25 protein-coding genes and 1 pseudogene are annotated in these 21,100 nt (G+C 70.6%); 11 read left to right on the forward strand and 15 right to left on the reverse strand.

Annotated elements, in window-relative coordinates:
• Nucleotides 1-51: 51 nt before the first annotated feature.
• The 7 genes and pseudogenes from ACGFJ7_RS28950 to ACGFJ7_RS28980 form a co-directional block, all read right to left on the reverse strand.
• Nucleotides 52-597, reverse strand: coding sequence for a hypothetical protein (locus ACGFJ7_RS28950; protein ID WP_392644824.1), 546 nt, complete (start codon nucleotides 595-597; stop codon nucleotides 52-54).
• Nucleotides 598-819: 222 nt separating this feature from the next.
• A complete protein-coding gene (locus tag ACGFJ7_RS28955) occupies nucleotides 820-1,425 on the reverse strand; it encodes a LuxR C-terminal-related transcriptional regulator (RefSeq protein ID WP_392644825.1) in 606 nt (201 codons plus the stop codon).
• A gap of 130 nt (nucleotides 1,426-1,555) precedes the next feature.
• On the reverse strand, nucleotides 1,556-3,328 hold the full coding sequence (locus tag ACGFJ7_RS28960; protein ID WP_392644827.1) for a hypothetical protein: 1,773 nt from the start codon (nucleotides 3,326-3,328) through the stop codon (nucleotides 1,556-1,558).
• Nucleotides 3,329-3,515: 187 nt separating this feature from the next.
• The gene (locus tag ACGFJ7_RS28965; RefSeq protein ID WP_360254983.1) at nucleotides 3,516-4,199 is read right to left on the reverse strand and encodes a class F sortase; all 684 of its coding nucleotides are present in this window, start codon (nucleotides 4,197-4,199) and stop codon (nucleotides 3,516-3,518) included.
• Nucleotides 4,196-4,852: a DUF4142 domain-containing protein gene (locus tag ACGFJ7_RS28970; protein WP_360254981.1), complete on the reverse strand. Its 657-nt coding sequence runs from the start codon at nucleotides 4,850-4,852 to the stop codon at nucleotides 4,196-4,198. The genes ACGFJ7_RS28965 and ACGFJ7_RS28970 overlap by 4 nt, the downstream gene beginning before the upstream one ends.
• Nucleotides 4,853-4,953: 101 nt before the next feature.
• Nucleotides 4,954-5,778: an alpha/beta fold hydrolase gene (locus ACGFJ7_RS28975; protein ID WP_392644829.1), complete on the reverse strand. Its 825-nt coding sequence runs from the start codon at nucleotides 5,776-5,778 to the stop codon at nucleotides 4,954-4,956.
• Between the two features lie 120 nt (nucleotides 5,779-5,898).
• Nucleotides 5,899-6,165: pseudogene (locus tag ACGFJ7_RS28980) on the reverse strand (helix-turn-helix domain-containing protein); the annotation flags it as partial.
• Between the two features lie 184 nt (nucleotides 6,166-6,349).
• Between ACGFJ7_RS28980 and ACGFJ7_RS28985 the strand changes: the two are divergent.
• Entirely contained in the window at nucleotides 6,350-6,982 is a 633-nt protein-coding gene (locus ACGFJ7_RS28985) for a VTT domain-containing protein (RefSeq protein ID WP_360254977.1), read from the forward strand.
• Nucleotides 6,983-7,039: 57 nt separating this feature from the next.
• Here the strand turns inward: ACGFJ7_RS28985 and ACGFJ7_RS28990 are convergent, their stop codons facing one another.
• Nucleotides 7,040-7,405, reverse strand: coding sequence for a BlaI/MecI/CopY family transcriptional regulator (locus ACGFJ7_RS28990; RefSeq protein ID WP_360254975.1), 366 nt, complete (start codon nucleotides 7,403-7,405; stop codon nucleotides 7,040-7,042).
• A gap of 54 nt (nucleotides 7,406-7,459) precedes the next feature.
• Complete coding sequence (locus tag ACGFJ7_RS28995) at nucleotides 7,460-9,418, reverse strand: alpha-1,4-glucan--maltose-1-phosphate maltosyltransferase (RefSeq protein ID WP_360254973.1); 1,959 nt, start codon at nucleotides 9,416-9,418, stop codon at nucleotides 7,460-7,462.
• Between the two features lie 200 nt (nucleotides 9,419-9,618).
• Between ACGFJ7_RS28995 and ACGFJ7_RS29000 the strand changes: the two genes are divergently transcribed.
• Together ACGFJ7_RS29000 and ACGFJ7_RS29005 are read left to right on the forward strand one after the other, a co-directional pair.
• Nucleotides 9,619-9,822, forward strand: coding sequence for an FG-GAP repeat protein (locus ACGFJ7_RS29000; RefSeq protein ID WP_392644861.1), 204 nt, complete (start codon nucleotides 9,619-9,621; stop codon nucleotides 9,820-9,822).
• 10 nt (nucleotides 9,823-9,832) lie between these two features.
• Nucleotides 9,833-10,825, forward strand: coding sequence for a phosphatidylinositol-specific phospholipase C (locus tag ACGFJ7_RS29005; RefSeq protein ID WP_392644831.1), 993 nt, complete (start codon nucleotides 9,833-9,835; stop codon nucleotides 10,823-10,825).
• Here ACGFJ7_RS29005 and ACGFJ7_RS29010 read toward each other — a convergent pair.
• Nucleotides 10,812-11,753: an SDR family oxidoreductase gene (locus tag ACGFJ7_RS29010; protein WP_360254967.1), complete on the reverse strand. Its 942-nt coding sequence runs from the start codon at nucleotides 11,751-11,753 to the stop codon at nucleotides 10,812-10,814. The genes ACGFJ7_RS29005 and ACGFJ7_RS29010 overlap by 14 nt on opposite strands.
• Before the next feature lie 121 nt (nucleotides 11,754-11,874).
• Here ACGFJ7_RS29010 and ACGFJ7_RS29015 point away from each other — a divergent pair, with 121 nt between their 5' ends.
• Nucleotides 11,875-12,708: a helix-turn-helix transcriptional regulator gene (locus ACGFJ7_RS29015; RefSeq protein ID WP_360255495.1), complete on the forward strand. Its 834-nt coding sequence runs from the start codon at nucleotides 11,875-11,877 to the stop codon at nucleotides 12,706-12,708.
• Nucleotides 12,709-12,718: 10 nt separating this feature from the next.
• A complete protein-coding gene (locus ACGFJ7_RS29020; RefSeq protein ID WP_360254965.1) occupies nucleotides 12,719-13,540 on the forward strand; it encodes an SAM-dependent methyltransferase in 822 nt (273 codons plus the stop codon).
• A 3-nt stretch (nucleotides 13,541-13,543) separates the two neighbouring features.
• On the opposite strand, the gene ACGFJ7_RS29025 is transcribed toward ACGFJ7_RS29020, so the two are convergent.
• From ACGFJ7_RS29025 to ACGFJ7_RS29035, 3 genes are all read right to left on the reverse strand, one after another.
• Complete coding sequence (locus ACGFJ7_RS29025) at nucleotides 13,544-14,446, reverse strand: CU044_5270 family protein (RefSeq protein ID WP_360254963.1); 903 nt, start codon at nucleotides 14,444-14,446, stop codon at nucleotides 13,544-13,546.
• Complete coding sequence (locus ACGFJ7_RS29030; RefSeq protein WP_392644862.1) at nucleotides 14,439-15,023, reverse strand: RNA polymerase sigma factor; 585 nt, start codon at nucleotides 15,021-15,023, stop codon at nucleotides 14,439-14,441. The genes ACGFJ7_RS29025 and ACGFJ7_RS29030 overlap by 8 nt, the downstream gene beginning before the upstream one ends.
• 116 nt (nucleotides 15,024-15,139) lie before the next feature.
• Nucleotides 15,140-16,126: a LacI family DNA-binding transcriptional regulator gene (locus ACGFJ7_RS29035; protein WP_392644834.1), complete on the reverse strand. Its 987-nt coding sequence runs from the start codon at nucleotides 16,124-16,126 to the stop codon at nucleotides 15,140-15,142.
• Nucleotides 16,127-16,290: 164 nt separating this feature from the next.
• Here ACGFJ7_RS29035 and ACGFJ7_RS29040 point away from each other — a divergent pair, with 164 nt between their 5' ends.
• The 3 genes from ACGFJ7_RS29040 to ACGFJ7_RS29050 are packed head-to-tail and all read left to right on the forward strand — an operon-like array spanning nucleotide 16,291 to nucleotide 17,766.
• Nucleotides 16,291-17,109: a hypothetical protein gene (locus ACGFJ7_RS29040; protein WP_392644835.1), complete on the forward strand. Its 819-nt coding sequence runs from the start codon at nucleotides 16,291-16,293 to the stop codon at nucleotides 17,107-17,109.
• 58 nt (nucleotides 17,110-17,167) lie between these two features.
• Nucleotides 17,168-17,530, forward strand: coding sequence for a hypothetical protein (locus tag ACGFJ7_RS29045; RefSeq protein WP_392644836.1), 363 nt, complete (start codon nucleotides 17,168-17,170; stop codon nucleotides 17,528-17,530).
• Nucleotides 17,530-17,766, forward strand: a complete 237-nt coding sequence (locus ACGFJ7_RS29050; protein WP_392644839.1) for a hypothetical protein — start codon at nucleotides 17,530-17,532, stop codon at nucleotides 17,764-17,766. The genes ACGFJ7_RS29045 and ACGFJ7_RS29050 overlap by 1 nt, the downstream gene beginning before the upstream one ends.
• Before the next feature lie 44 nt (nucleotides 17,767-17,810).
• On the opposite strand, the gene ACGFJ7_RS29055 is transcribed toward ACGFJ7_RS29050, so the two are convergent.
• Complete coding sequence (locus tag ACGFJ7_RS29055) at nucleotides 17,811-17,939, reverse strand: hypothetical protein (protein ID WP_392644841.1); 129 nt, start codon at nucleotides 17,937-17,939, stop codon at nucleotides 17,811-17,813.
• A gap of 25 nt (nucleotides 17,940-17,964) precedes the next feature.
• Here ACGFJ7_RS29055 and ACGFJ7_RS29060 point away from each other — a divergent pair, with 25 nt between their 5' ends.
• Nucleotides 17,965-18,096 carry a hypothetical protein gene (locus ACGFJ7_RS29060; RefSeq protein ID WP_392644843.1) on the forward strand — a complete coding sequence of 44 codons (132 nt, stop codon included), beginning with the start codon at nucleotides 17,965-17,967 and terminating at the stop codon, nucleotides 18,094-18,096.
• On the opposite strand, the gene ACGFJ7_RS29065 is transcribed toward ACGFJ7_RS29060, so the two are convergent.
• Entirely contained in the window at nucleotides 18,093-19,034 is a 942-nt protein-coding gene (locus ACGFJ7_RS29065; RefSeq protein WP_360254947.1) for a hypothetical protein, read from the reverse strand. The two genes, ACGFJ7_RS29060 and ACGFJ7_RS29065, sit on opposite strands and share 4 nt — an antisense overlap.
• 137 nt (nucleotides 19,035-19,171) lie before the next feature.
• On the opposite strand from ACGFJ7_RS29065, the gene ACGFJ7_RS29070 reads away from it, so the two are divergent.
• Nucleotides 19,172-19,978, forward strand: coding sequence for a ThuA domain-containing protein (locus ACGFJ7_RS29070; RefSeq protein WP_392644845.1), 807 nt, complete (start codon nucleotides 19,172-19,174; stop codon nucleotides 19,976-19,978).
• A gap of 167 nt (nucleotides 19,979-20,145) precedes the next feature.
• On the forward strand, nucleotides 20,146-21,009 hold the full coding sequence (locus ACGFJ7_RS29075; RefSeq protein ID WP_360254943.1) for a WD40 repeat domain-containing protein: 864 nt from the start codon (nucleotides 20,146-20,148) through the stop codon (nucleotides 21,007-21,009).
• Nucleotides 21,010-21,100: the final 91 nt, after the last annotated feature.

Raw genomic sequence — 21,100 nt, forward strand, 5'->3', positions numbered from 1 at the left:
GGCCGTCCCCGCCGGAGGGGACGGCCGCATCTCGCCGGGGGTCGGCGAGTCTCAGAGCCCGCCGAGCAGGGCCAGCAGGAAGTTCAGGATCGCGGCCAGGGAGCCGGCGGCCGGCGTACCGTCGAGCAGCCCGACGATCGCGCAGAGCAGGTTGCCGAGCAGGTTCCCGGGCGCGGACACCGCGGTGATGACCAGGTGCACCTGGTTCAGGTCGACCACGAGGCCGAGCAGGTCGAGGTGCAGCGGGCCGAGCGTCAGATCGAGCACCCGGCACGTGGCCTGGGCGACGGCGGCGGGCGCGGTGACCGGCTGGTTGACGGTGCCGACGGCGTTGCCCGCGGCATCGGTCAGCGTGCCGGTCAGGGTTCCGGTGGCGACCAGGTTGCCGCCCGGCGCGGCGAACTTGGTGGGCGTGAAGCCGCCGGCGAACGTGCCGGTCTTGCCGGCGGCATCCGTGAAGGTGCCGGTGACGGGGGCGCTGGGGACGGCGGCCGTGGTGGCGGGCGCGGCGGTGGCCGGGCCGGCACCCACCGCGGTCAGGCCCAGGGCCGCGACCAGGGTGACGGCGAGTATCGAGAGCCTCTTCCGAAGTGCCATGGTTCCTCCTGCCGATTCACTGTTGACGCTGATAAGCATCGATGCGTACGGCGCCTCGCCCCAGTGACCGCTGCCATCGGGATCGCTGACAAAAGTCACGTTTCCCCTTCGTCGGAGTCACCCCTCGCCTTCGTCGGAGTCACCTTTCGCCTTCGTCGGAGCCACCTTTCGCCTTCGTCGGAGTCACCCCTCGCCTTCGTCAGAGCCACCCCCTCGCCCTCGTCAGAGCCATCCTGAGTTTTCGGCGAGCCGGACGGCCTCGAGCCGGTTCCGGGCGCCGGTTTTCCGCAGAATCACCGAGATGTGGTTACGGACGGTCCCGGCGGCCAGATGCAGACGAGCGGCGACCTCCCGGGACGGCACCCCCGACGCGGCGACGCTCAGCACGTCCAGTTCCCGCGCCGACAGCGGACTGCGCGGCGCGGCCACCATGGCCACGGCCAGCCCGGCGTCGATGACACGCTCACCCCGGGCGGCCCGCCGGATCCCCCGCACCAGCTCGCAGGGCGCGGCCTGAGTGCCGACCACGCCACGGATCTGAGCGTCCAGCGCCCGGTTGAGCCGCCCCGGATCGTCCGGCCCGGCCAGCACGAGCACGGCACAGCCGGGTTGCTCGACACTGAGCCGCCCCAGCAACCGCAGCCCGTCCCCGGCCAGCAGCCCCACATTGACAACGGTGACATCCGGCGCCACGGCCCGCGCCATATCGGGCGCTTCCCCAAGACAACCAAGCTCGGCAACGACGTCGAAGTCCTCTTCAAGCGAAAGGGTCGCGGCCAGAGCACCGCGCAGAAGATTCATAGGTTCAACCAGCAGAATGCGAATCACAGTGGCCTCCCAGCCAGGATCAAAGCGGTGGGAAGGCCGGCGCCCAGCGTCATTTCACGTGGCCGAGCCCGGCCGGACGACGCGACACCGGTTCACTGCACCGGCGCCGGTCCGATTCCGAACCGCCGATCTAGCTGGGAGGACCGAAATAATTGGTGGTACGCCCGCAAGCGCTCACATCCACGCCACCAGCAACATGCGAGGCACAGCCCCCCGGCCACCAGGCCGAGGAAACGGTAGCCAGAAGAGGCCCACCGCCACCCCCGCCGTCACGCACCGAAGCACCCCCGCCGGCCCGCTCACCGGGCTGCGCCGGCACTCCGGGCTGCGCTGGCACTCCGGGCTGCGCCGGCATCCCGGGTTGCGCCGGCATCCCGGGATGGGTCGGTACCCCGGGCTGCGCCGGCACCCCGAGCTCGGGCGCTCCCGGCGCCGATCCCCTCCGGCTGGCGTTTTCCCAGAGGCCCTTTTGACCGCGATCACAGTGGACCGCTACAAGCCTCACACCGTCGCGGTGCTCGCCCTGATCGCCGTCGCCGCGGCGGTTGCTGTCGCTGTGGTCCGCATTGTCGCCGTTGCCGTCGCCGTTGCTGAGGTCGGCACCGTTGCCGTTGCTGAGGCCGGCACTGTTGCCGTTGCCGTTGTTGGGGTCGGCGCCGTTGCCGTTGCCGTCACTGTCGCTGTGGCCGGCGTTGCCGCTGTCGTCACGCCACTGCAAGGCGAGGCCACCATAAGCCGAAATTTCGGGCATACGAGGAGCCGCAGATGCGGTAATTGCCGCAGTCGCCAAGCTTTCGCCCATCGTCACCAGCCCAGGCGACAGAATCCGAACTTGCGCGACATTCACATCCGGCAGTGAGCGGCCGTCAATATCCAGACCGAGCCGCACCTGCGGCGAAAGGCCGCCGGCGCCCAGCCCGACCCCCGTTCGCGACGAAAGACCGGCGGAACCCCGATCCAACAATCCCGAAGATCCAGAGGTGTCCAGGCTCAGCAGGCCCGCTGGCGAGGGGAGGCCCAGGTCTAGTTCCGCAGAGGCGGAGAGGCCGGCGGTGCCCAGTCCGATTCCCCCGAGGCCGTTTGTGTGGTTGGAAAGGCCGGCTGTGCTCGGGCCGAGGAGGTTCAGCGGGCTTACGTGGGTGGAAGGTTCGACGCGGCTCGCGGCGGTGGAGAAGGAAGGAATCTCCACGTCGAGTGGCACTGATGTCGGCGTCCTGACCGAACCTTCGAGGGGCGCGGCGATGATCGGCGCTTCAGCTCTTGAGGTCGATACTTTCCGGCCGATCGCCTGGTGAACTGAGGACGTTGCCCGCTTAGCTATCGGGAGGCCCGTACTCGTCCGTGCTCCGGTGGCTTTTGGGCTCTTCGCAGTCACCGATGTGGGCGCCCGCAGAGGAGCGAGCACGCGATTCGTGGCCTTGACGCCCGCCGTTTTGCGAATGTTGCTGACCGATGGCGTGAGCTTCCGGGATGCCGTCTTCGCCGGGGTGAGCTTCCGGGACACCGTCTTGGCCGGAATGGGCTGCCGAGATGCGGCCTTCGCCGGAGTGAGCTTCCGGGATGTGGTCTTGGCGGGGGTGAGCTTTCGGGATTCGGTCCTCGGGTGCGTGAGCTTTTGGTCCCCGAGAGGCGTGACCCTGCGAGCCGCTTTCTCTCCCGGGTGGGCGGCGGAGGAGGAGGCGGGTTTGTGGTCGGCGCCCTTTCGGGGGGAACTCTTGGGGGCCGCAGGCCGCGAAGAAGGATTTATCCGGTCTCTCGCAGTTTGAACTACGTGGTTGACGTCTTCCGGGAGGGGGACCGCCGCGCCGTCGTCGGCCTGGGCGGCGTGGTCGAGAAGCGTCAAGGCCGAATAAGCGGCCATGGCCAGGGCGATCAGGAGCAGGAGGCGAGCCGCGCGCGGCATCGTAGGCTCCGCCCGGTGCCCGCGCATGGCCTACCTCCCCAGCTCTCATCGTCAGCTATCGATGATTGCTACCCGCTTCAGGTCCGCTGACACACGGGGAGGGAAGACCAATTCGTCGTCCTGGCAGTCGATCACGACGGTCCATCGTTCGGCGCGGCTCGCTCGGCGCGCCGGGCCGCCCGCTGGACTACCCGGTTCGGCTCGACGGCGGATTCGCGCTGAGGGGTTCGGCGTAGACGACGACGTTGTGGCTGTAGGTGCCGTTGCGGAAGGAGCCGCCGCAGGTCACCAGGGCGAGGCGAGGCGCGGTGTCCGTACGGAAAAGGTCCGCCGGTAGGCGTTGTTTGGCGTAGCTGCGCCGGGCTACCGCCTTGTAGGTCAGCACCTGATCGCCGGCGCGCACCTCGATCATCGTGCCCAGTGGCATGGTCTCGAGTCGGAAGAGGGCGCCCGGTCCGTCGGCGGCGGTGTCGACATGGCCGGCGATCAGGACGGTTCCGCGGGGCGAGCCCGGTGTGGCCGACCCGATCCACCAGCCCAGCCGCGCCGGATCGTCCGGGACGGCCAGGGACCGGTCGGCGTTGACACCGACCGAGGTCACCGGAGCGTCGACCTTCGGCTCGCCGATCACTAAACGGGTCGGCGGGGCCCAGGAGGGCGGATCCGAGGAGGGCGGAACCGAGGTGGGCGGGGCCGGGGACGGCGGCGCCCAGCTGGGGCGGGAGATGGGGGAGGCCGGTATCGCGCCCGCGTCGGCCGGTGGGCCGCCGGGTGAGACGGCCAGCGCCAGGCCGGCGGCCGTGGCGGACAGGCCGGCGGCGAGGGCTGCCCAGCCCGTCGCGCGCCGGCCGTCCGGGCGGGTTCGGGTCATGCGGTGGTGGTGCGCCGCCGGCGCAGCAGCAGTGCCGCGGCCACGGTCAGCAGCGCCCCGAGGGCGATCAGGGCCACCGCCGGAGCGGTGAGCGTGCGCTCGGCGGCCAGGCCGCCGGTCCCGGTGCCGATGCTGGACGGCACGCCGAGGGAGCGGGCGGCGTCGTCCAGCAGGTCGTGATGCGCGGCGATGACCGGCGCCGCGGCCTGGGCGTTCTTCTTGGCGGCGGCGTCGTTGCCCTGCGCGATCTCCTTCTTTCCGTTGGCCATGGCCGCCATGTGGGCGTCCATCTGCGTCGAGACGAACAGGGTGTCGAAGGCGTCACCGGAGGTCTGCTGGTACCGGGCCGCCACGGCCTGCTGCTTCTCGTTCGGCGCCGAAGGCAGGTCCACCCCGAGCTGGGTGGCGGTTTGACGTACGGCCGCGTCCAGCTTGGTGTGGTCGGCCACGAACCGGGCGCCCAGGTCCTTGACCTGCTGACTCTGGCCCTTCTGCTGGGCCAGCCGGCCGCCGGAGATCTCGGCGAGGTTCGACTGGTGGGCCGCCTTGAGGTAGGCGGCGTCCTGGTCGGAGGGCGCGGCCTGCGCGGCGGTCGCGGGCAGCAGGAGCAGACCGGCGACGCTCAGGGCGGCGGCCATGCGCTTGACGAACATTGACTAAGTCCTCTCGTTGGGAGCGGGTGGCGGATACCCGCGCCCTTCGGGGATATGCGTCGATCGACGCAGCAATCGACGCAACCCCGGAAAGAGAGGAGCTACTGCTTGATCCACTCGAGGATGTCGGCGTCGAGCTTGTCCTGGTAGTCGCCCTGGATGCCGTGCGGGGCGCCCTCGTACACCTTCAGCGTGCCGTCCTTGACCAGCTTGATCGACTTGAGGGCGGCGTCGTCGATCGGGACAATCTGGTCGTCGTCGCCCTGCGCGATCAGGATCGGCACGGTCAGCGCCTTGAGGTCCTCGGTGAAGTCGGTCTCGGAGAAGGCCTTCACGCAGTCGTACGCGGCGGCCAGGTTCACCAGCATGCCCTGGCGCCAGAAGTCGTCCTTGTCGCCCTGCGAGACGGCCCGGCCGTGGTTCGCGCCGAAGAAGCTCTCGGACAGGTCCTTCCAGAACTGCGAACGGTCCTTGAGAACGTTGGCCCGGATGCCGTCGAACACGTCGATCGGCAGGCCGTCCGGGTTGGCGTCGGTCTTGACCATGAGGGGCGGCACGGCCCCGGCGGTGATCACCTTGGCCACCCGGCCCTGCTGCTGGCCGTACTGCGCGGCGTAGCGGACGACCTCGCCGCCACCGGTCGAGTGACCGACGAGGATCACGTCGTGCAGGTCCAGCGCCTCGATCACGGCGGCCAGGTCACGGGCGTACGTGTCCATGTCGTTGCCGGTGTAGGTCTTCTCCGACCGGCCGTGACCGCGCCGGTCGTGGGCGATGGTCCGGTACCCGGCGTCGGCGAACCTCTTCAGTTCGACCTGCCAGGCGTCCGAGCTCAGCGGCCATCCGTGGCTGAGCACGATCGGCTGTCCGCTGCCCTGCTCGGTGTAGTAGATCTCGACTCCGTCGGGGGTGGTGATGAACGGCATCGCTGGGCTTCCTTCTCGAGTAGCGACGTGCTGCGGATGCGAGATGGTTGCCCGCCGAAGCATCGGCCCGAACCGGTTCTTGCCGCTCCTCACACTTCTCCCAGAGCGCGTTTCGCCTGGTCAGCGGTGGGGCTGTCCCCCACGCGCGCTGGGGGACAGCCCTACCCGATATGCCGAGGGGCTCACGCCCACGTGCCGGTGGAAAAGGGCGCGCATGTTGGCTCCGCTGCCCAGCCCGGAGAGTCGGGCGATGGCTTCCAGACCGTGGGCACCCTGTTCGATGAGGCGGCAGGCCAGGGTGACGCGCTCGGTGGTCAGCCAGGCCAGGGGCGTGGTGCCGAGCTCGGCCCGGAAGCGCCGGTGCAGGCTGCCGGCGCTCATGCCGCCACGGCGGGCGAGATCGGCCCCGACGTGACCTCGACCGCGGCCGGCGGCAAGCCGGCCTGGAGTGAAACGTGACGCGTCACGTCGTGTGGTTCGGAAGTACCTACAGCGTGTAGGTTTCGCTCACTGCTGGGTGGAGACACGACCAGAGAACGCGACTGATCCTCAGAAAAGGCGGCGCCATCCGATGACGGCAGCTCTCGGCCCCTCGTTCCTCGACCCGGAACATCTGATCTCCACCTTCGGGCTGATCGGGATCCTGGCCATCATCTTCGCCGAGTCGGGGCTGCTGATCGGCTTTTTTCTGCCCGGCGACTCGCTGCTGTTCACCGCCGGCCTGCTGGTGGCCGGCGGGACGTACCTCAAGCAGCCTTTGTGGCTCATGTGCCTGCTGGTTTCGGTGGCGGCCGTGGCCGGGGACCAGTTCGGTTACCTGTTCGGCCGCCGATTCGGGCCGGCGCTCTTCCGGCGGCCGGACTCGCGGCTGTTCAAGCAGGAGAACCTGACGCGGGCCGGCGGCTTCTTCGACAAGTACGGGGCCCGGTCCATCATCCTCGCGCGATTCGTTCCGATCGTACGGACTTTCACGCCCATCGTGGCCGGGGCCAGCCGCATGCACTACCGCACGTTCCTGCTCTACAACGTGGTCGGTGGCACGCTGTGGGCCTGCGGGGTGACCATCCTCGGCTATTTCCTGGGGCAGGTCGCGTTCGTCAAGTCGAACATCGAGCTGATCCTTGTCGCTATCGTCGCCGTATCGGTCGTTCCGGTCGGCATCGAACTCCTGCGCGGTCGGCGGCGTACCCGGTCCGGCTCTTGATCGGACAGCTCGCGACGGCCTTGAGGGCCGCCGGCGGCGGCAGGTGGACGGCGAAGGTCACGACTCGTCGGCCAGCAGCTGCCGCAGGAGGGCGGCGTCGGACTCGTCGAGCGTTCCGACGAACTGCTGGAGGACCTTGGACCGGTCGGGGCGGCCGGTGAGCGCGGCGCTCATCCGGGCGGCCGCCGCGGTGGCCGCGTCCTGGGTCGGCCAGTAGGCGTGCCCGCGGCCCGCCCGGCGCCTCTGGACGGTTCCCTTGTCGTACAACCGAATGAGAATGGTCTGCACGGTGTTGTAGGCGAGGTCGCCGCCGAGCGCCTCCTGCACCTCGGTCGCGGTCATCGCGTCGTCCGCGGCCCACAGCACGCCCATGGCCGCCGCTTCCAGGCTGCCGGGCGTGCGCCGCCCGCCCTTCGTCGTCACCGTCGCCGACCTCCCGGCTCAGGATAGCCGCATCGATCCGACAGTTTGTAGGAGCTAGGCCAGGCGGACGTGGATGATGTGGATCGGCTCCGTGGCCGGGCCGAGGCGGACGAAGTTGTGCTCCGAGAAGTTCCAGCGCTCGCCGGTGATCAGCTCGTGGGCCACGAACGAGTCGGTCCAGTTCAGGCCCAGATCGGGCATGCGCAGGTGGATCCACGTGTCGCGGGTGACGTCCGGTTCGAGATTGGCCACCACCACGATCACGTCGTCGCGGTCGTAGACCCGGCGCGACTTCGAGAAGACCAGCACGTTGTCGTCGTCGGCGCTGTGGAAGCGCAGGTTGCGCAGGCGGTGCAGGGCGGGGTGGGCGCGCCGGATCTCGTTGATCAGCTTCAGGTAGGGGGCGCCGTTCGGTGCGGTCCAGTCCCGGTTCTTGTACTCGTACTTCTCGTTGTCGATCTGCTCCTCGGCCCCGGGCCGCGGGACGCGTTCCATCAGCTCGTAGCCGGCGTAGATGCCGTACGACGGGGAGAGCGTCGCGGCCAGCGCCGCCCGCATCATCCAGGCCTCCGGCCCGCCGCGCTGCATGAACGGCGTGAGGATGTCGTGAGTGGTCGGCCAGAAATTCGGGCGCATGTACGCGGCGGCCGGGCCGGCCAGCTCGGTGCAGTACTCCTCGAGTTCGGGCTTGGTGTGCCGCCAGGCGTAGTACGTGTACGACTGCTGGAAGCCGACCTTCGCGAGGGTGTGCATCATCGGCGGCCGGGTGAACGCCTCGGCCAGCCAGATGACGTCCGGGTCGGTGTCGGCGATCAGCCGCTCCCACAACCACAGCGGCTTGGTGTGCGGGTTGTCGACCCGGAAGATGGTGACGCCGTGGTCGAGCCAGACGCGGACCACCCGCAGGATCTCCGCGTACAGGCCCTCGGGGTCGTTGTCGAAGTTCAGCGGATAGATGTCCTGATATTTCTTCGGCGGATTCTCGGCGTACGCGATGGAGCCGTCGGCCCGGGTGGTGAACCACTCCGGGTGGGCCGCGACCCACGGATGGTCGGGCGCGCAGTTCAGGGCCAGGTCGAGGGCGACCTCCAGGCCCAGCTCGCGGGCTCGGGCCACGAACGCGTCGAAGTCGTCGAAGGTCCCGAGGTCGGGGTGTACGGCGTCGTGCCCACCCTCCTCGGACCCGATGGCATAGGGCGAACCGGGATCCTCGGGCTCGGCGCGCAGCGAGTTGTTGCGCCCCTTGCGGTTGACCCGGCCGATCGGGTGGACCGGCGTCAGGTAGACCACGTCGAAGCCCATGTCGGCCACGGCGTCGAGGCGCCGGGCGGCGGTGGCGAAGGTGCCGCTCACCCAACGGCCCGATTCCTCGTCGAAGTGGGCGCCCTCGGACCGGGGGAACAGCTCGTACCAGGCGCCGTAAAGGGCCCGGTCCCGCTCGACCAGCCAGGGGAGGTCGGCCGACGGGCTGACGAAGTCGCGCAGCGGCCGCGCCCGCAATTCATCGCGTACGGCCTCGGAGACACCCGCGCTCAACCGCCCGGCCGGCGTCCGCGCGGTGTCGCGCAGGGCGGTGACCGCCTCGGTCAGCGGCGTGCACTGCTCCTTGGTCCGCGGCACCTCGGCCACGGCCCGCTCGAGGACCCGCGCGCCCTCCTCGAGCATGAGCTCGACGTCGACCCCCGCCTCGACCTTGATGACGGCGTCGTGGTGCCACGTCCCGTACGGATCGGACCAGCCCTCGACCCGGAACGACCACCGCCCGGCCCGGTCCCCGCTGACGGTGGCCGCCCACGCGTCCAGACCGGCGTTGACCCGCGTCATCGGCACGGCGTGCTCCTGCCCGTGCGGGTCGGTGAGCACCACGGTGGCGTTCACCGCGTCATGCCCCTCGCGGAACACGGTCGCCGTGACCTCGAATTCCTCCCCGGTCACCGATTTCGCCGGCCGAGTGCCGTGCTCGACGACCGGCCCGACCCCGACCACCGGAATGCGCCCGATTGAGCTCGTCATACCGACCGACGCTAACGGACCCGGCGACATCCCGCCGGAGTTCATGTCTGCCCGCGCGGGCATCGGCAACTGACGGCGCCTCCATCACGCTCCAGCCCGTCGCGGCCCCCGCGACGCCCCGGTCCGGCGCCGGCCCGGCCACGTCCGACTTCGACGGTGCCGGCCTCGACGACATCGCCACCACCACCCGCGGCGGCGTGGTGGTCCGCTACTCGTCCGGTGGGCACGTCGATCACCTGGGTACCACCGCCGCCCTGACGAGGGGGGACTTCGACAACGACGGGTACGGCGACCTGGCCGTGGGCCTGCCCGGCGAGCGTCTCCGGCGACGAGGTGGCGCAGCCCGGATTCACCACCAACATTTACGGTTACGTTCTCTGATCCCGTACACCCGGCATCGATAGTCTTCTTTTCATGAGACGACTCGTCGCCGGCTTCGTTGTTCTTGCCGCTCTGCTCGTCGCCCCGGAACCGGCGTTCGCGGCCGACGCCTCGTACCGCACGCTCGGGGCGGCGAGCAACCCCGACTGGATGGCGTCGCTGGCCGACAGCACCAGTCTGGCCGCGCTCTCGTTGCCCGGGACGCACGAGACCATGTCGATCCACGGCGGCGTCCTGACCCAGACCCAGGAGAACTTCGGTGACAGCGGTGGCACGCTGGCCCGGCAGCTCACCGCCGGCATCCGCGTGGCCGACATCCGGGCCCGGGTCAACGGCGGCGACACCTTCACCATCCACCACGGCGCGACGTACCAGAACGCCAACTTCGACGACGTCCTGACGACGCTCGCCGACTTCCTGGCCGCCCATCCGCGCGAGACCGTCGTCCTGCGGCTCAAGCAGGAGTGCACCGGCGAGCTCGGCTCGTGCACCGACGTCTCGGGTCAGCGCGGCTTCGCCGACATCTTCGACGCGTACGTCGCCCGCTACCCGAACCTGTTCTGGGCGCCGTCCGTGAGCCGGTCGGCCGGAGCGGCGACACCGGCCCTCGGCGCGGTCCGCGGCCGCGTCGTCCTGGCCGTGGTGAACGGGCCGCGCGGCGGGCCGGTGGACCGCTATGGGCTGGCCCAGTTCGCCGGCTGGGACGACGGCTCCTCCGCCTACGTGCAGGACGAGTACACCGTGCCCAACGTCGGCGCCATCGCCACCAAACGCGACCAGGTGCGCCGCTTCCTCGACGCCACCCGGGCCGCCGACCCGTCGCTCATGTACGTCAATTTCGCCAGCGGTTCCAGCCTTTTTGCCCAGCCGCAGCAGGTGGCCGGGGGCGCGTTCGGCGTGCAGGGCGTCAACCCGTTCCTGCTCGGCTACCTCAATCAGACCGCACCGGCGCGGACGGGCATGGTGATGCTCGATCTCCCGGGCAGCGGCCTGATCGACAAGATCGTCGCGCTCAATCGCGGGTGAGGTCGTGGGTGAGCTCCTCGGACACCTCCCACACCCGCCGCGCCTCGTCCGCGCTGCGCAACCGCGAGTACAGGGGCTGCTCGGCGGGCGCGCCGGACAGATGCAGGAAGCCGCTGGGCCCGTACATCAAACCGCCCTGGGCCTGGGGTGACGTGGCGGCGTAGAGGGCGGGAAGGGCGGCACTCTCGGGCGTGCCGATCAGGATGCCGCGCCGCCCCAGCGCCCGGACCAGCCGCCCGCCCAGGGTGGGTCGCGGCCGTCCCACCTCGGGCCGGGCCTGGAGCAGGTTGGTGGCGGCGATGCCGGGGTGCGCGAGGTTGCTGGTGATGCCCCAGCCGCCGGCCCGGCTCCGCCGGTCCAGTTCGAGACCCCACAGGCCAAAGGCGATCTTCGATTGACTGTACGCACGCGCGCCGTTGTAGGAGTTCTCCCAGTTCAGGTCGTCCCAGTTGACGGCGTTCGCGTTCGCGGCCAGGCTGAGCTGCGAGGTGACGCGGGCCTGCCCGGCCCGCAGCAGCGGCAGCAGCCGGGTGATCAGGGCGACGTGGCCCAGGTGGTTGGTGCCGAACTGCAGCTCGAACCCGTCGGCCGTGGTCTGCCGCTCGGGCGGGGTCATCACCCCGGCGTTGCCGACGAGAATGTGGATCGGCCGGCCCTCGGCGGTCAGCTCGGCGCTCAGCGCGGCCACCGACTTCAGCGACGACAGGTCGAGGTCCCGCAGCGTGAGTACGGCCCGTGGGTGCTCACGCCGGATCCGCGCGATCGCCGCCTCGCCCTTGCGGGAATTCCGTACCGGCAGAAGCACCTCGGCCCCGGCCGCCGCCAGGCGCGTCGCCAGGCCCAGGCCGACGCCGTCGCTCGCGCCGGTCACCAGGGCCAGCTTTCCGCTCAGATCGGGTACGGCGATGTCGGCTTGCTCGCGTGCCATGTCGTGACTCCCTGTCACTCGACGTCGTGGTGAGACCGAGGTTGCCGGGACGCCGCGCGCTTATCCACGGCCTGACGATCCCAGGCTGAGCGCCGCCGGTGGCGGTAGAACTGAAGGCGTGATCGATCGAGCCGGGCTCGCCGAGTTCCTCCGCCACCGCCGGGAGTCGCTGCAACCGCAGGACGTGGGCCTGCCCCGCGGCCGGCGCCGCCGCACGGCCGGGCTGCGCCGCGAGGAGGTGGCGATCCTGTGCCACATCTCCGCCGACTACTACAGCCGGATCGAGCGCGAGCGCGGCCCCCAGCCGTCCGAGCAGATGATCGCCTCGATCGCCCAGGGACTGCACCTGTCCCTGGACGAGCGCGACCACCTGTTCCGGCTGGCCGGCCACAACCCGCCCACCCGCGGCGGCGGCGAGCACATCAGCCCCGGCGTGCTGCGCATCCTCGACCGGCTCACCGACACCCCGGCCGAGGTGGTCACCGAGCTCGGCCAGACCCTGCGCCAGACCCCGCTCGGCGTGGCCCTGACCGGCGACGCGAGCCGTTACACGGGTCCGGCGCGCAGCATCGGCTACCGCTGGTTCACCGACCCTGAGGTCCGCCGCCTGTATCACCCCGACGACCACCCGTTGCACTCCCGCGTCTTCGCCTCCGGGCTGCGCCGTGTCGTGACCCTGCGCGGCCCCCGCTCGTACGCGGCCCATCTGCAGAATCTGCTGCTCGAGAGCAGTGCGGAGTTCCGCGCCGTCTGGAACGAGCACGAGATCGGTGTCGGCTACAGCCACACGAAGCGTTTCGTCCACCCCGAGGTCGGCGACCTGGAGCTGACCTGCCAGTCCCTGGTGGACCCGGACCAGTCGCACGCCCTTCTGGTCTACACGGCCGTCCCCGGCAGCGAGAGCCACGAGAAACTGCAGCTGCTGTCGGTGATCGGGGCCCAGTCCTTGGGCTAGGGTCGGATTCGTGGCCGCCGGTCGGGTGGAGCGCACAGCGTCGGGCGCCGGCATGATGCGGGCGCTGGAGGCCCACGCCCGCGCGCCGCTGTTCGACGACCCCCTGGCCGGCCCTTTCCTCAGTGGCTGGCCGGCCGTCGTCGCCGGCAACCGCCTTCTGCGCGACGCCTTCCTGCGCCTGCTGGAGCGCTCCGGCCCCGGCTTCTACGGCGCGGTCGTGTGCCGCACCCGCGCCATCGACGACGCCTGCCGGGAGGCGCTGGCGACCGGCATCACCCAGGTGGTGATCCTCGGCGCGGGGATGGACACGCGGCCCTACCGTCTGGCCGAGATGAAGGCGGCGCAGATCTGGGAGCTCGATTTGCCGGCCGTGCAGGAGGCGAAGAAGGCAGCGGTCCGGCGCCGGCTGGGCCGGCTGCCGTCGCATGTACGGTACGTGCCGATCGACCTGGCCGCCCAGCTCCCGGACGGGGTGGCCGAGATCCATCCGCAGCCGGCGCTGCTGCTCTGCGAGGCGGTCACCATGTACCTGCCGCCGGCCGCCGCCGAGGCCGTCTTCGCGTACGCCGGAACCCTGCCCGAGAGCAGCCGTTTCGTGCTCACCTACATGCCGCGGTCGGTCGCCGAGGACCCCCGGCACGCCGCCTGGGCCCGGCGGCTGCGCTGGCGCAGCGCGTACGCCCCGGAGGAGCTGGCCCGCCTCCTGGCCGGCCACGGCCTGCGGGTCGTGGCCGACCTGGGAGCCGAGGACTACCAGGAGCGGTACCTGCGCCCGATCGGGCGGTCCCTGCCGGTCTTCCCCGGCGAGCGGGTCGCGGTCGCCGTCAGATAGGAATCAGGGCCGCTGACCGACCTTGTCGACGACGTGCGGTGGGGTGACCACCGAGGTGGCGGGACTGCCGAGCAGGACGTGCGTCTCCGCGTCGAAGATCCACATCACTTCGGGGGCGGACTGGCCGGGGCTCACCCAGGCCACGCCGGTGCCGGTCCGGCCGGCGGCGTCCTTCACCGAGGGGACCAGGGTGATGCCGTCCACCGTGCCGACCGCCCGGTAGAGGGCGGCCCGCTGAGCCGGCCGCAGCCAGTAGCCGTCGGCGAGCGACCACATGTCCTTGGCGACACCGTTGACGTTCACCCCCTTGTCGTCCGGGCCGGGGTTGCGCTTGTTCAGCCAGGCGATCAGGGCCTTCGGGTCGGTCGGCAGATCCGGCAGGTACGACGGCTGGGCGTCGCACGGCGCCGTGCTGACCTTCCCCGAGCTGTCAGTGCTCTTGCCCATGCCGTCGACGCAGGCCGGCAGCACGACCTTCTGCCCGTCCGAGTACTGCCCGACGGTGTCGTGTTCACCGTCGACGGAGTTCCAGGTCTCGAACCACTTCCCGCCCGGCTCGGCGGTCTTGAGGTAGACGTACTGATCCCCGCGCGGCACGACATCGGTGGTCCGGGCGGCCACGGTGGCCGCCGTGTCCAGAAACTCGGCCACCGGCACCATCGCCACCGGCGGGGCGTCCGGTTCGCGCAGGACGACCGCGCCGACGGCCCCGGCGCCGACCACCGCCGCCGCCACGGCGGCCGCGGCCAGCCGGAACGAACGCCGCGGCCGGACGGAACGCCGCGCCGGCGGCGCCGAGGCGGCCGTGAGCTCGGCCATCAGACGGGCCCGGGCGGGGGCGAGCCGGTCCGGGGAGGGCAGCGCCGTCTCGTCGCCAAGCTGCCTGGTCAGGGTGGTCTCATCCATGGTGGGCCTCCTTGTCGACGAGGTGCAGGGGATTGCTGCCACCCAGCGCGGCCCGCAGTTGGCCACGGGCCCGGTGCAGGCGCGAGCGCACGGTGCCGACCGGGATCTCCAGGGCCGCCGCGACCTGCTCATACGTCAATTCCTCCTGCACGATCAGCAGGAACACGTCGCGGTCGCCGTCGGCCAGCCCGGCCAGGGCCGCGGTGAGTGTCTCCCGCAGCGCGGCCGCGGTGACGTCGGTGGCGACCTGCTCGGCGTGACAGCCGGCGCTGGTCTCCGGTGTCACCGCCCGATGCAGGCGCAGCTCGCGGACCTCGTCGCGGCGGTGCTGGGCGACCAGGTTGGTGGCGATGCCGTAGAGCCAGGGCCGGGCGTCCCGATGGTCGGGCTTGAACCTGTCCCGGCGCCGGAACGCGGTCAGGAACGTCTCGGCCACCAGGTCGTCGGCGTGCTGGTCGCCGAGGCGGCGGGCCAGGTAGCGATGTATGAACGGGGCGTGCCGGTCGAACAGCACGGCGAACTCTTCCGGCCGTTCTCGTGACCGGAGCAGGACAGTTGCGTCATCCACGACTGTTATCCGTCATCCGAGGCGCGAGAGTTCACGTAGCGGGCGGCGATCGCGGCCGCCCGCTCGTGCCGATCGAGGGACCGCCGCGCCACCCTACTCGGGGTGACCCGCCTGGCCGGGCCCGGTCAGATGGTCGAGGCGCGAACGACCAGGCGGCACGGCTCGCGGACGACCCCACGGGAGGGCCGGCCGTCCAGGGCCGCGAACAGATGCCGTACGGCCGCCTCGCCCAGCTCTCGCAGTCGCGGGTCGACCGTGGTGAGCGGCGGCCGGCAGTCGGCGGCGAACTCGGTCCAGTTGTCGAAGCCGACCAGGGCCACGTCGTCGGGAACGCGGCGGCCGAGCTCGCTCAGGGCCTGGGCGACGCCCGCCGCGATCTGGTCGTTGCCGCAGAACACCGCGTCCGTGTCCGGATGCGAGACCAGCAGGTGGTGGGCCGCGTGCCGGCCCCAGCGCTGGGACCACTCGCCGTAGAGGGGTTCGCCACCGGTCAGGGGGAGGCCGTGCTCGTCGAGGACCTGGCCCAGGCCGGCGGCGCGTTCGCGGGCGGCCCGGTAGCGGCGTGGCCCGGTGATGTGGGCGATCCGGCGACGGCCCAGCCCGATCAGGTGGCCGGCCGCGAGCCGGGCGCCGCCACCGTCGTCGGCGATCACCGAGACGTCGCCGGGATGACCGGATTCCCCGTACGCGTACACGACCGGCACCGGCAGGTCGCGCGGCAGCGACGGCCGTACGTCGTTGTCGTCGCCGACCACTATGAAACCGTCGACCTGGCGGGCGAGCAGCGCCGTCACGTAATGCCGCCGCCGGGCGTCGTCGCCGTGGGTGTCACACAGCAGAACCGACATGCGCTCACCGGCCAGCGCGTTCTCGGCGCCGAGCAGGATCGGGATGGAGAAGCGGCCGCCGAGCTCGTCGGTGAGCAGCCCGATGGCCCGGGAACGGTTCGGCGTGCGGAACGCGAGCTCGGTCGCCGCCTGCAGGACCCGCTGCCGGGTGGCCTCGGCGACCTGGGCCCGGCAATTGAGCGCCTTCGACGCGGTGGCTATCGAACAACCGGCTCGGCGGGCCACGTCGGCCAGGGTCACCGCTTCGGATCTCCGTCGCCCCATGCGCTGCCTTTCGGTCGCCTCCCGCTGTCGTGGCGGCGACGCTACCAGCAGCGTCGCTCCTTTTGGAGTAACACAGTGGACATCTTGCCGAAAACGTTTTCGTAGGGGAGTCTCACTTCATCGTGGGACAGCGGCATAGACATGTCTAAATCTATGGAGGTTCCGTGAGACTCGTCCGAACGCTGATCGCCGCCCTGATGGCGGTCGTCACGCTGCCCGCCGGGGCGGCCCTGGCGGCCCCCGCGACGTGGAGCCCGCCGGCCGCCCTGGTCACCCCGCTCAACCAGGTCTGGCAACACCAGGAGCAGACCTACGACAACCTGTACGGCTTCCGGAACTACGGCTGGGACCAGGTCATGGCCAACCGCGGTTACCTCAACTACTGCGTACGGTGGGACTCCTCCGCCACCGTGACCGCCGCCCAGCGCGACCAGATCCACGCCGCCCTCGCCCGTCAGCACAAGAAGTGGATGGACGAGCTGGCGGGGCACAACGGCTGGCCGTACGCGGAAGTCCCGGTCCGGGTCGTCGGCTGGGCCGTGCGCAACCGCTCGCAGCTGCAGTGGTCCGACTCGTCGGTCGACATCTACGTCAACGACATCCGGGAGAACGCCCCGCAATGTTCGGTACCGTGCGGCCGTTTCTTCAACCAGAGCGGGAACTACCCGAACTGCCCCGGCGGCTACGCCCGCCACTACGACCAGTCGCTGTGGCTGACCGACGGCTTCGGCGGCGGCGCCGGCGGTGACTGGGGTCAGCGCGTCGGCCGCGAGTACTTCATGGGCAACCTGAACACGGCCGACATCCACATCCTGCTGCACGAGATCGGCCACACCTGGGGCCTGGACGACTTCTACGACTGGACCCCGACCGGAGTCGGCGGCTTCCTCATGAAGGCCGGCAGCGCCGCGCAGATCACCGCGTTCGACGCCTGGATGTTCCGCGACTGGTGGCGGCATCTCAAGAGCCGCTACGGCTACTGAACGGAGGCGCACATGTCAGGACGGAGGTGGGCGGCCGCGGCCCGCGGGGGTGGTCACGATGCGCGGCGTCCCGGCAATGAAGCGCCGCCTGATCGCGTACAGCATCGACGTCACCAAATTCATCGCCGCCAACAATGTGCTCGTCACCAATGTCGCCGTCGTCAACACCGGCACCGCCTCGACGACTGTCACCCTGAACGCGACCTCGCCCTACGCAACCACCGTCAGCGGAACCGAACTGACCGGCACCCGGGCCGTGAAGAACAACCTCACCACCCTTTACCCGCGGTTCTCGGGTGACGGGTTCGCCGTCGCGAACGGCGCGCTGACCCGGTCGGTCACCGTCGCGGCCGGGCAGACGGTCACGGTGAAGGCGCAGCTCGGGCTGGTGGCCACCGAGATTACTACCGCTGGTGGCTGATGCGCTTCAACCACCTGGCGCCGCAGAACGTGGTGCAGGGCAGTGCCCGGGTGGTCGACACCTTCGCCGAGGCCGGCGTCGACCTCACCTCCGGCCCGGCCGACCTCGCGGCGGGCTCGACGGCCACCGCGTCGTACACCGCCTCCGGCACCACGACGGCCGGAGCGATCGACGGGCTGCCGACCAGCGCGCCGCTGTGGGGTTCGTACGGCAGCACCAGCGCCACCGACTGGTAGGAGGTCAACGTCGGCTCGGCCGGGACGGTCGACGAGGCCCGGCTCTACTTCCGCCACGACCGCGCCGCCAACCGGTACGGCCCGCCGACGGCGTACACGGTCCAGTACTTCAACGGCACGGCCTGGGTCGCCGCGGCCGCCCAGGTGAAGTCGCCCGGCACTCCGCAGGCCAACTACCACAAGGTCAACTTCACCCCGGTGAGTACGTCTCGTCTGCGTACCCTCTTCATCCAGCCGACCGGAAGCGCGAAGACCGGACTGACCGAGCTGAAGCTGTACCAGCGCGGCGCGGCCGGGCCGGTGCTGGAGGTGAAGGCTTCCGGTGCCTAGAGGGGCAGGTACAGGAACCGGGGGTAGTAGTCGGGCTCGTTGCCGTTGACGTTGTACGAGACCAGGATCTGGCCGCTCGGGGCGGGCTGTTCGGGATGGGCCGCCACCGCGTACGTGACCGTGCCCGGTGGGCTGGGTGCGTCCCACAGGCCGGTGACCGTCCAGGTGCCGGTGACGCTGCGGGCCGTCAGCCGCTCGATCTGGGTGCCGGCGTACGCGTCGCCGCGCTTGGTGAAGATGGTCCAGCCGGTGGCGGTCCGGCGTAGCGCCAGGGCCACGCCGATGTTCGTGGACGACGGGATGACGTCGTTGTGGACGGTCCACCGGGAGCCGTCGGCCAGGCGGCCGAACGGCACGAACGCCATGTCGCCCACCGAGCGCCCGGCCACCGGGTGGGTGCCGGTGAGCCACCAGCCGGTGGCCGTGCGGGCGACGCCGCCCCACATCGTCGTGCCGGTCGCGCCGGCCGGGACCGGCACGATCCGCTGGAAGGCCAGGGTCGAGGCGTCGAAGACCGCGGCGTACGTGCCGACGACGGTGAACGGGTTCACCCCCTGGATGCGCTCGCCGAGGACGTACAGGGTGCCGTTGTCGACGACCGGCGTGGACATCCAGAAGTAGGTGCCGTCGGACCAGTTGGGCACCTGCTGCCACCCGTACCCGTAAGGACCCGGCACCGCGCTGAAGCTCAGCGTTCCCGCCTTCTGCCGGGCGAACGCGCTGTGCGGGTAGCCGTACGGGCCGACCGTCGACACCCCGTTGACCCGGGTCGTGTCGCCGAAGACCCACAGCACGTCCCCGCCGGGCAGCGTCACCGACTGCGTCACGTCGGCGTGGATGACCTTCTCCACCGCCGCGTTCCAGTCGGCCGGCGGCGCCGGAGCGGCCACCAGCATGGATGTCGCGACCACCGCTCGTACGACAATCTCGGCGATCATCTCAGCCCCCGTTCGTCCCTCTTCGCCCGAGCGTACGACTGATCAGTGGCAATTGATTTGTCAGATCTAGGGCGGTCTCCGGCGCCTTCCCTCGTCCATCAGAAAGTCATAGGCTTCGATCGACGACGGGAGGGGTCATGAGACTTCTGGTCAGGTTCGCGGTGGCACTGCTGGTCGTGGCCGGATTCGCCAGTCCGGCGGCGGCGAGCACCGGCCATACCCGGTTCAGCGCGCTGGTCTTCTCCAAGACCGCCGCGTTCCGGCACGATTCGATTCCGGCCGGGGTGGCCGCGATCAAACAGCTCGGCGCCCGCAACCACTTCCGGGTCGACGCCACCGAGGACGCGGCCGCCTTCACCGACCGGAACCTGGCCCGCTACGACGTCGTGGTGTGGCTGAGCACCACCGGCGACGTGCTCGACGACGCCCAGCAGGCCGCCTTCGAGCGCTACATCCGGCACGGCGGCGGCTACGCGGGCATCCACGCCGCGTCGGACACCGAATACGACTGGGCCTGGTACGGCGGCCTGGTCGGCGCCTATTTCCGCGACCACCCGGGCGGCGTCAACGAGCAGTTCCAGACGGCCACGCTGCACGTGCTCAGCCACGACACGGCGGCCACCAGGCCGCTGCCGCGCAAGTGGGTGCGCGAGGAGGAGTGGTACAACTTCCGGACCAACCCGCGCGACACCGTACGGGTCCTGACCGAGGTCGACGAGCGCACTTACGACCCGCGCGGCTACAGCGAGCCCGAGGGCTCGCCGGGCATGGGCCGCCACCATCCCATTTCGTGGTGCCAGCCGTACGACGGTGGCCGGGCCTTCTATACCGCCATGGGCCACAAGGCCGAGTACTACAACGACCCGCTGCTGCTCGCCCATATTCTCGGCGGCCTGAAGATGGCGGCTGGTGTGGCCCGCTTCAATTGCGGCCACGAGGACTGAGCTGTTCGGTCACCTCTTGCACTTCACCAATCGGTATAGAAGCATGTTTGTGTACTCGTTCACATTCCATTGCCGTGGCGGCGGCTTGCTGGCACACGTTCGGCGCGTACTCCCTGGTATTAATTCGCGCTCGGTGAAATGCCACTCAGCAGACCAGGGACACCTCAGTGTTGAATTCTCCCTACGGGGCGATGGCGTTTCGCCCGGACGCCACTCGTCTCGCCGTCAGCGCGCCCAGTGGCGAGTTGACGCTGTGGAACACCGCCGATCCGGCGCGCCCCCGGGCGGCCGGCCGGCTCCGCCAGGGCCGCGGTATCGTCGCCGCGGCCTGGAATCCGGCCGTCGTCGACATGCTCGCGACGACGTCCTCGGACGGCTCGGGGGCCGTGTGGTGGCTGCGTGACGACCGCCCGCCGGAGCTGTTCGCCAGCTGGGCCGCCCTGCCGGAACGGCCCCGGCACGTGGGCTGGGTGGCCGGCGGCCGCTGGGTCTTCAGCATGACCGCCAACGGCGGCACCTCGGTGTGGGACGTCCGCAGCGGCGCCTGCGTCGGGCGGGTCAACGTCAGCGGCGGCCGGCGGGTCCTGGCCGCCCACTACCGCGGCGACGAGGTCGTCGTCATCACCGACAGCGGTTGGGCCCGGCTCTGGCATCCCCGGCGGCAGCCGGGCGAGTGGATCCGGCTCACGGCCCGGCCGGTCAGCGCCTGCACCTGGTCGACGTCACTGCTGGTGCTGGCCGGCGCCGACGGCCGGCTCGACCGCTTCGACGCCGACTTCCAGCAGGTGGACGCCGTGCCCGGCCCGCGCGAGGAGACGCGCGCGCTGGCCTGCGCGGACGACGGCCGTCTGATCGTCGCGTTCGGCGACGACCGGGCCGTCGCGGTCGCCCACGACGGCTCGGTGCGGTGGAAGATCCCCCTGGACCCGGCTGCCACCCGCTCGGTCCAGATCGCCGGCGACCTGATCGCGGTCAGCGGCCGGCCCCTACGGCCGACCCTGCTGGCCCTGGCCACCGGCGAGGCCCACTAGGCCGTGTTTCGTAGTGCGCGGAGCCATTGGTTGATGGCGGCGATGGTGAGGGTGGCTTCGTAGCGTACGGCGAGTTTGTCGTACCTGGTGG

It is taken from the genome of Actinoplanes sp. NPDC048988, from assembly GCF_043197815.1.
Classification (GTDB): domain Bacteria; phylum Actinomycetota; class Actinomycetes; order Mycobacteriales; family Micromonosporaceae; genus Actinoplanes.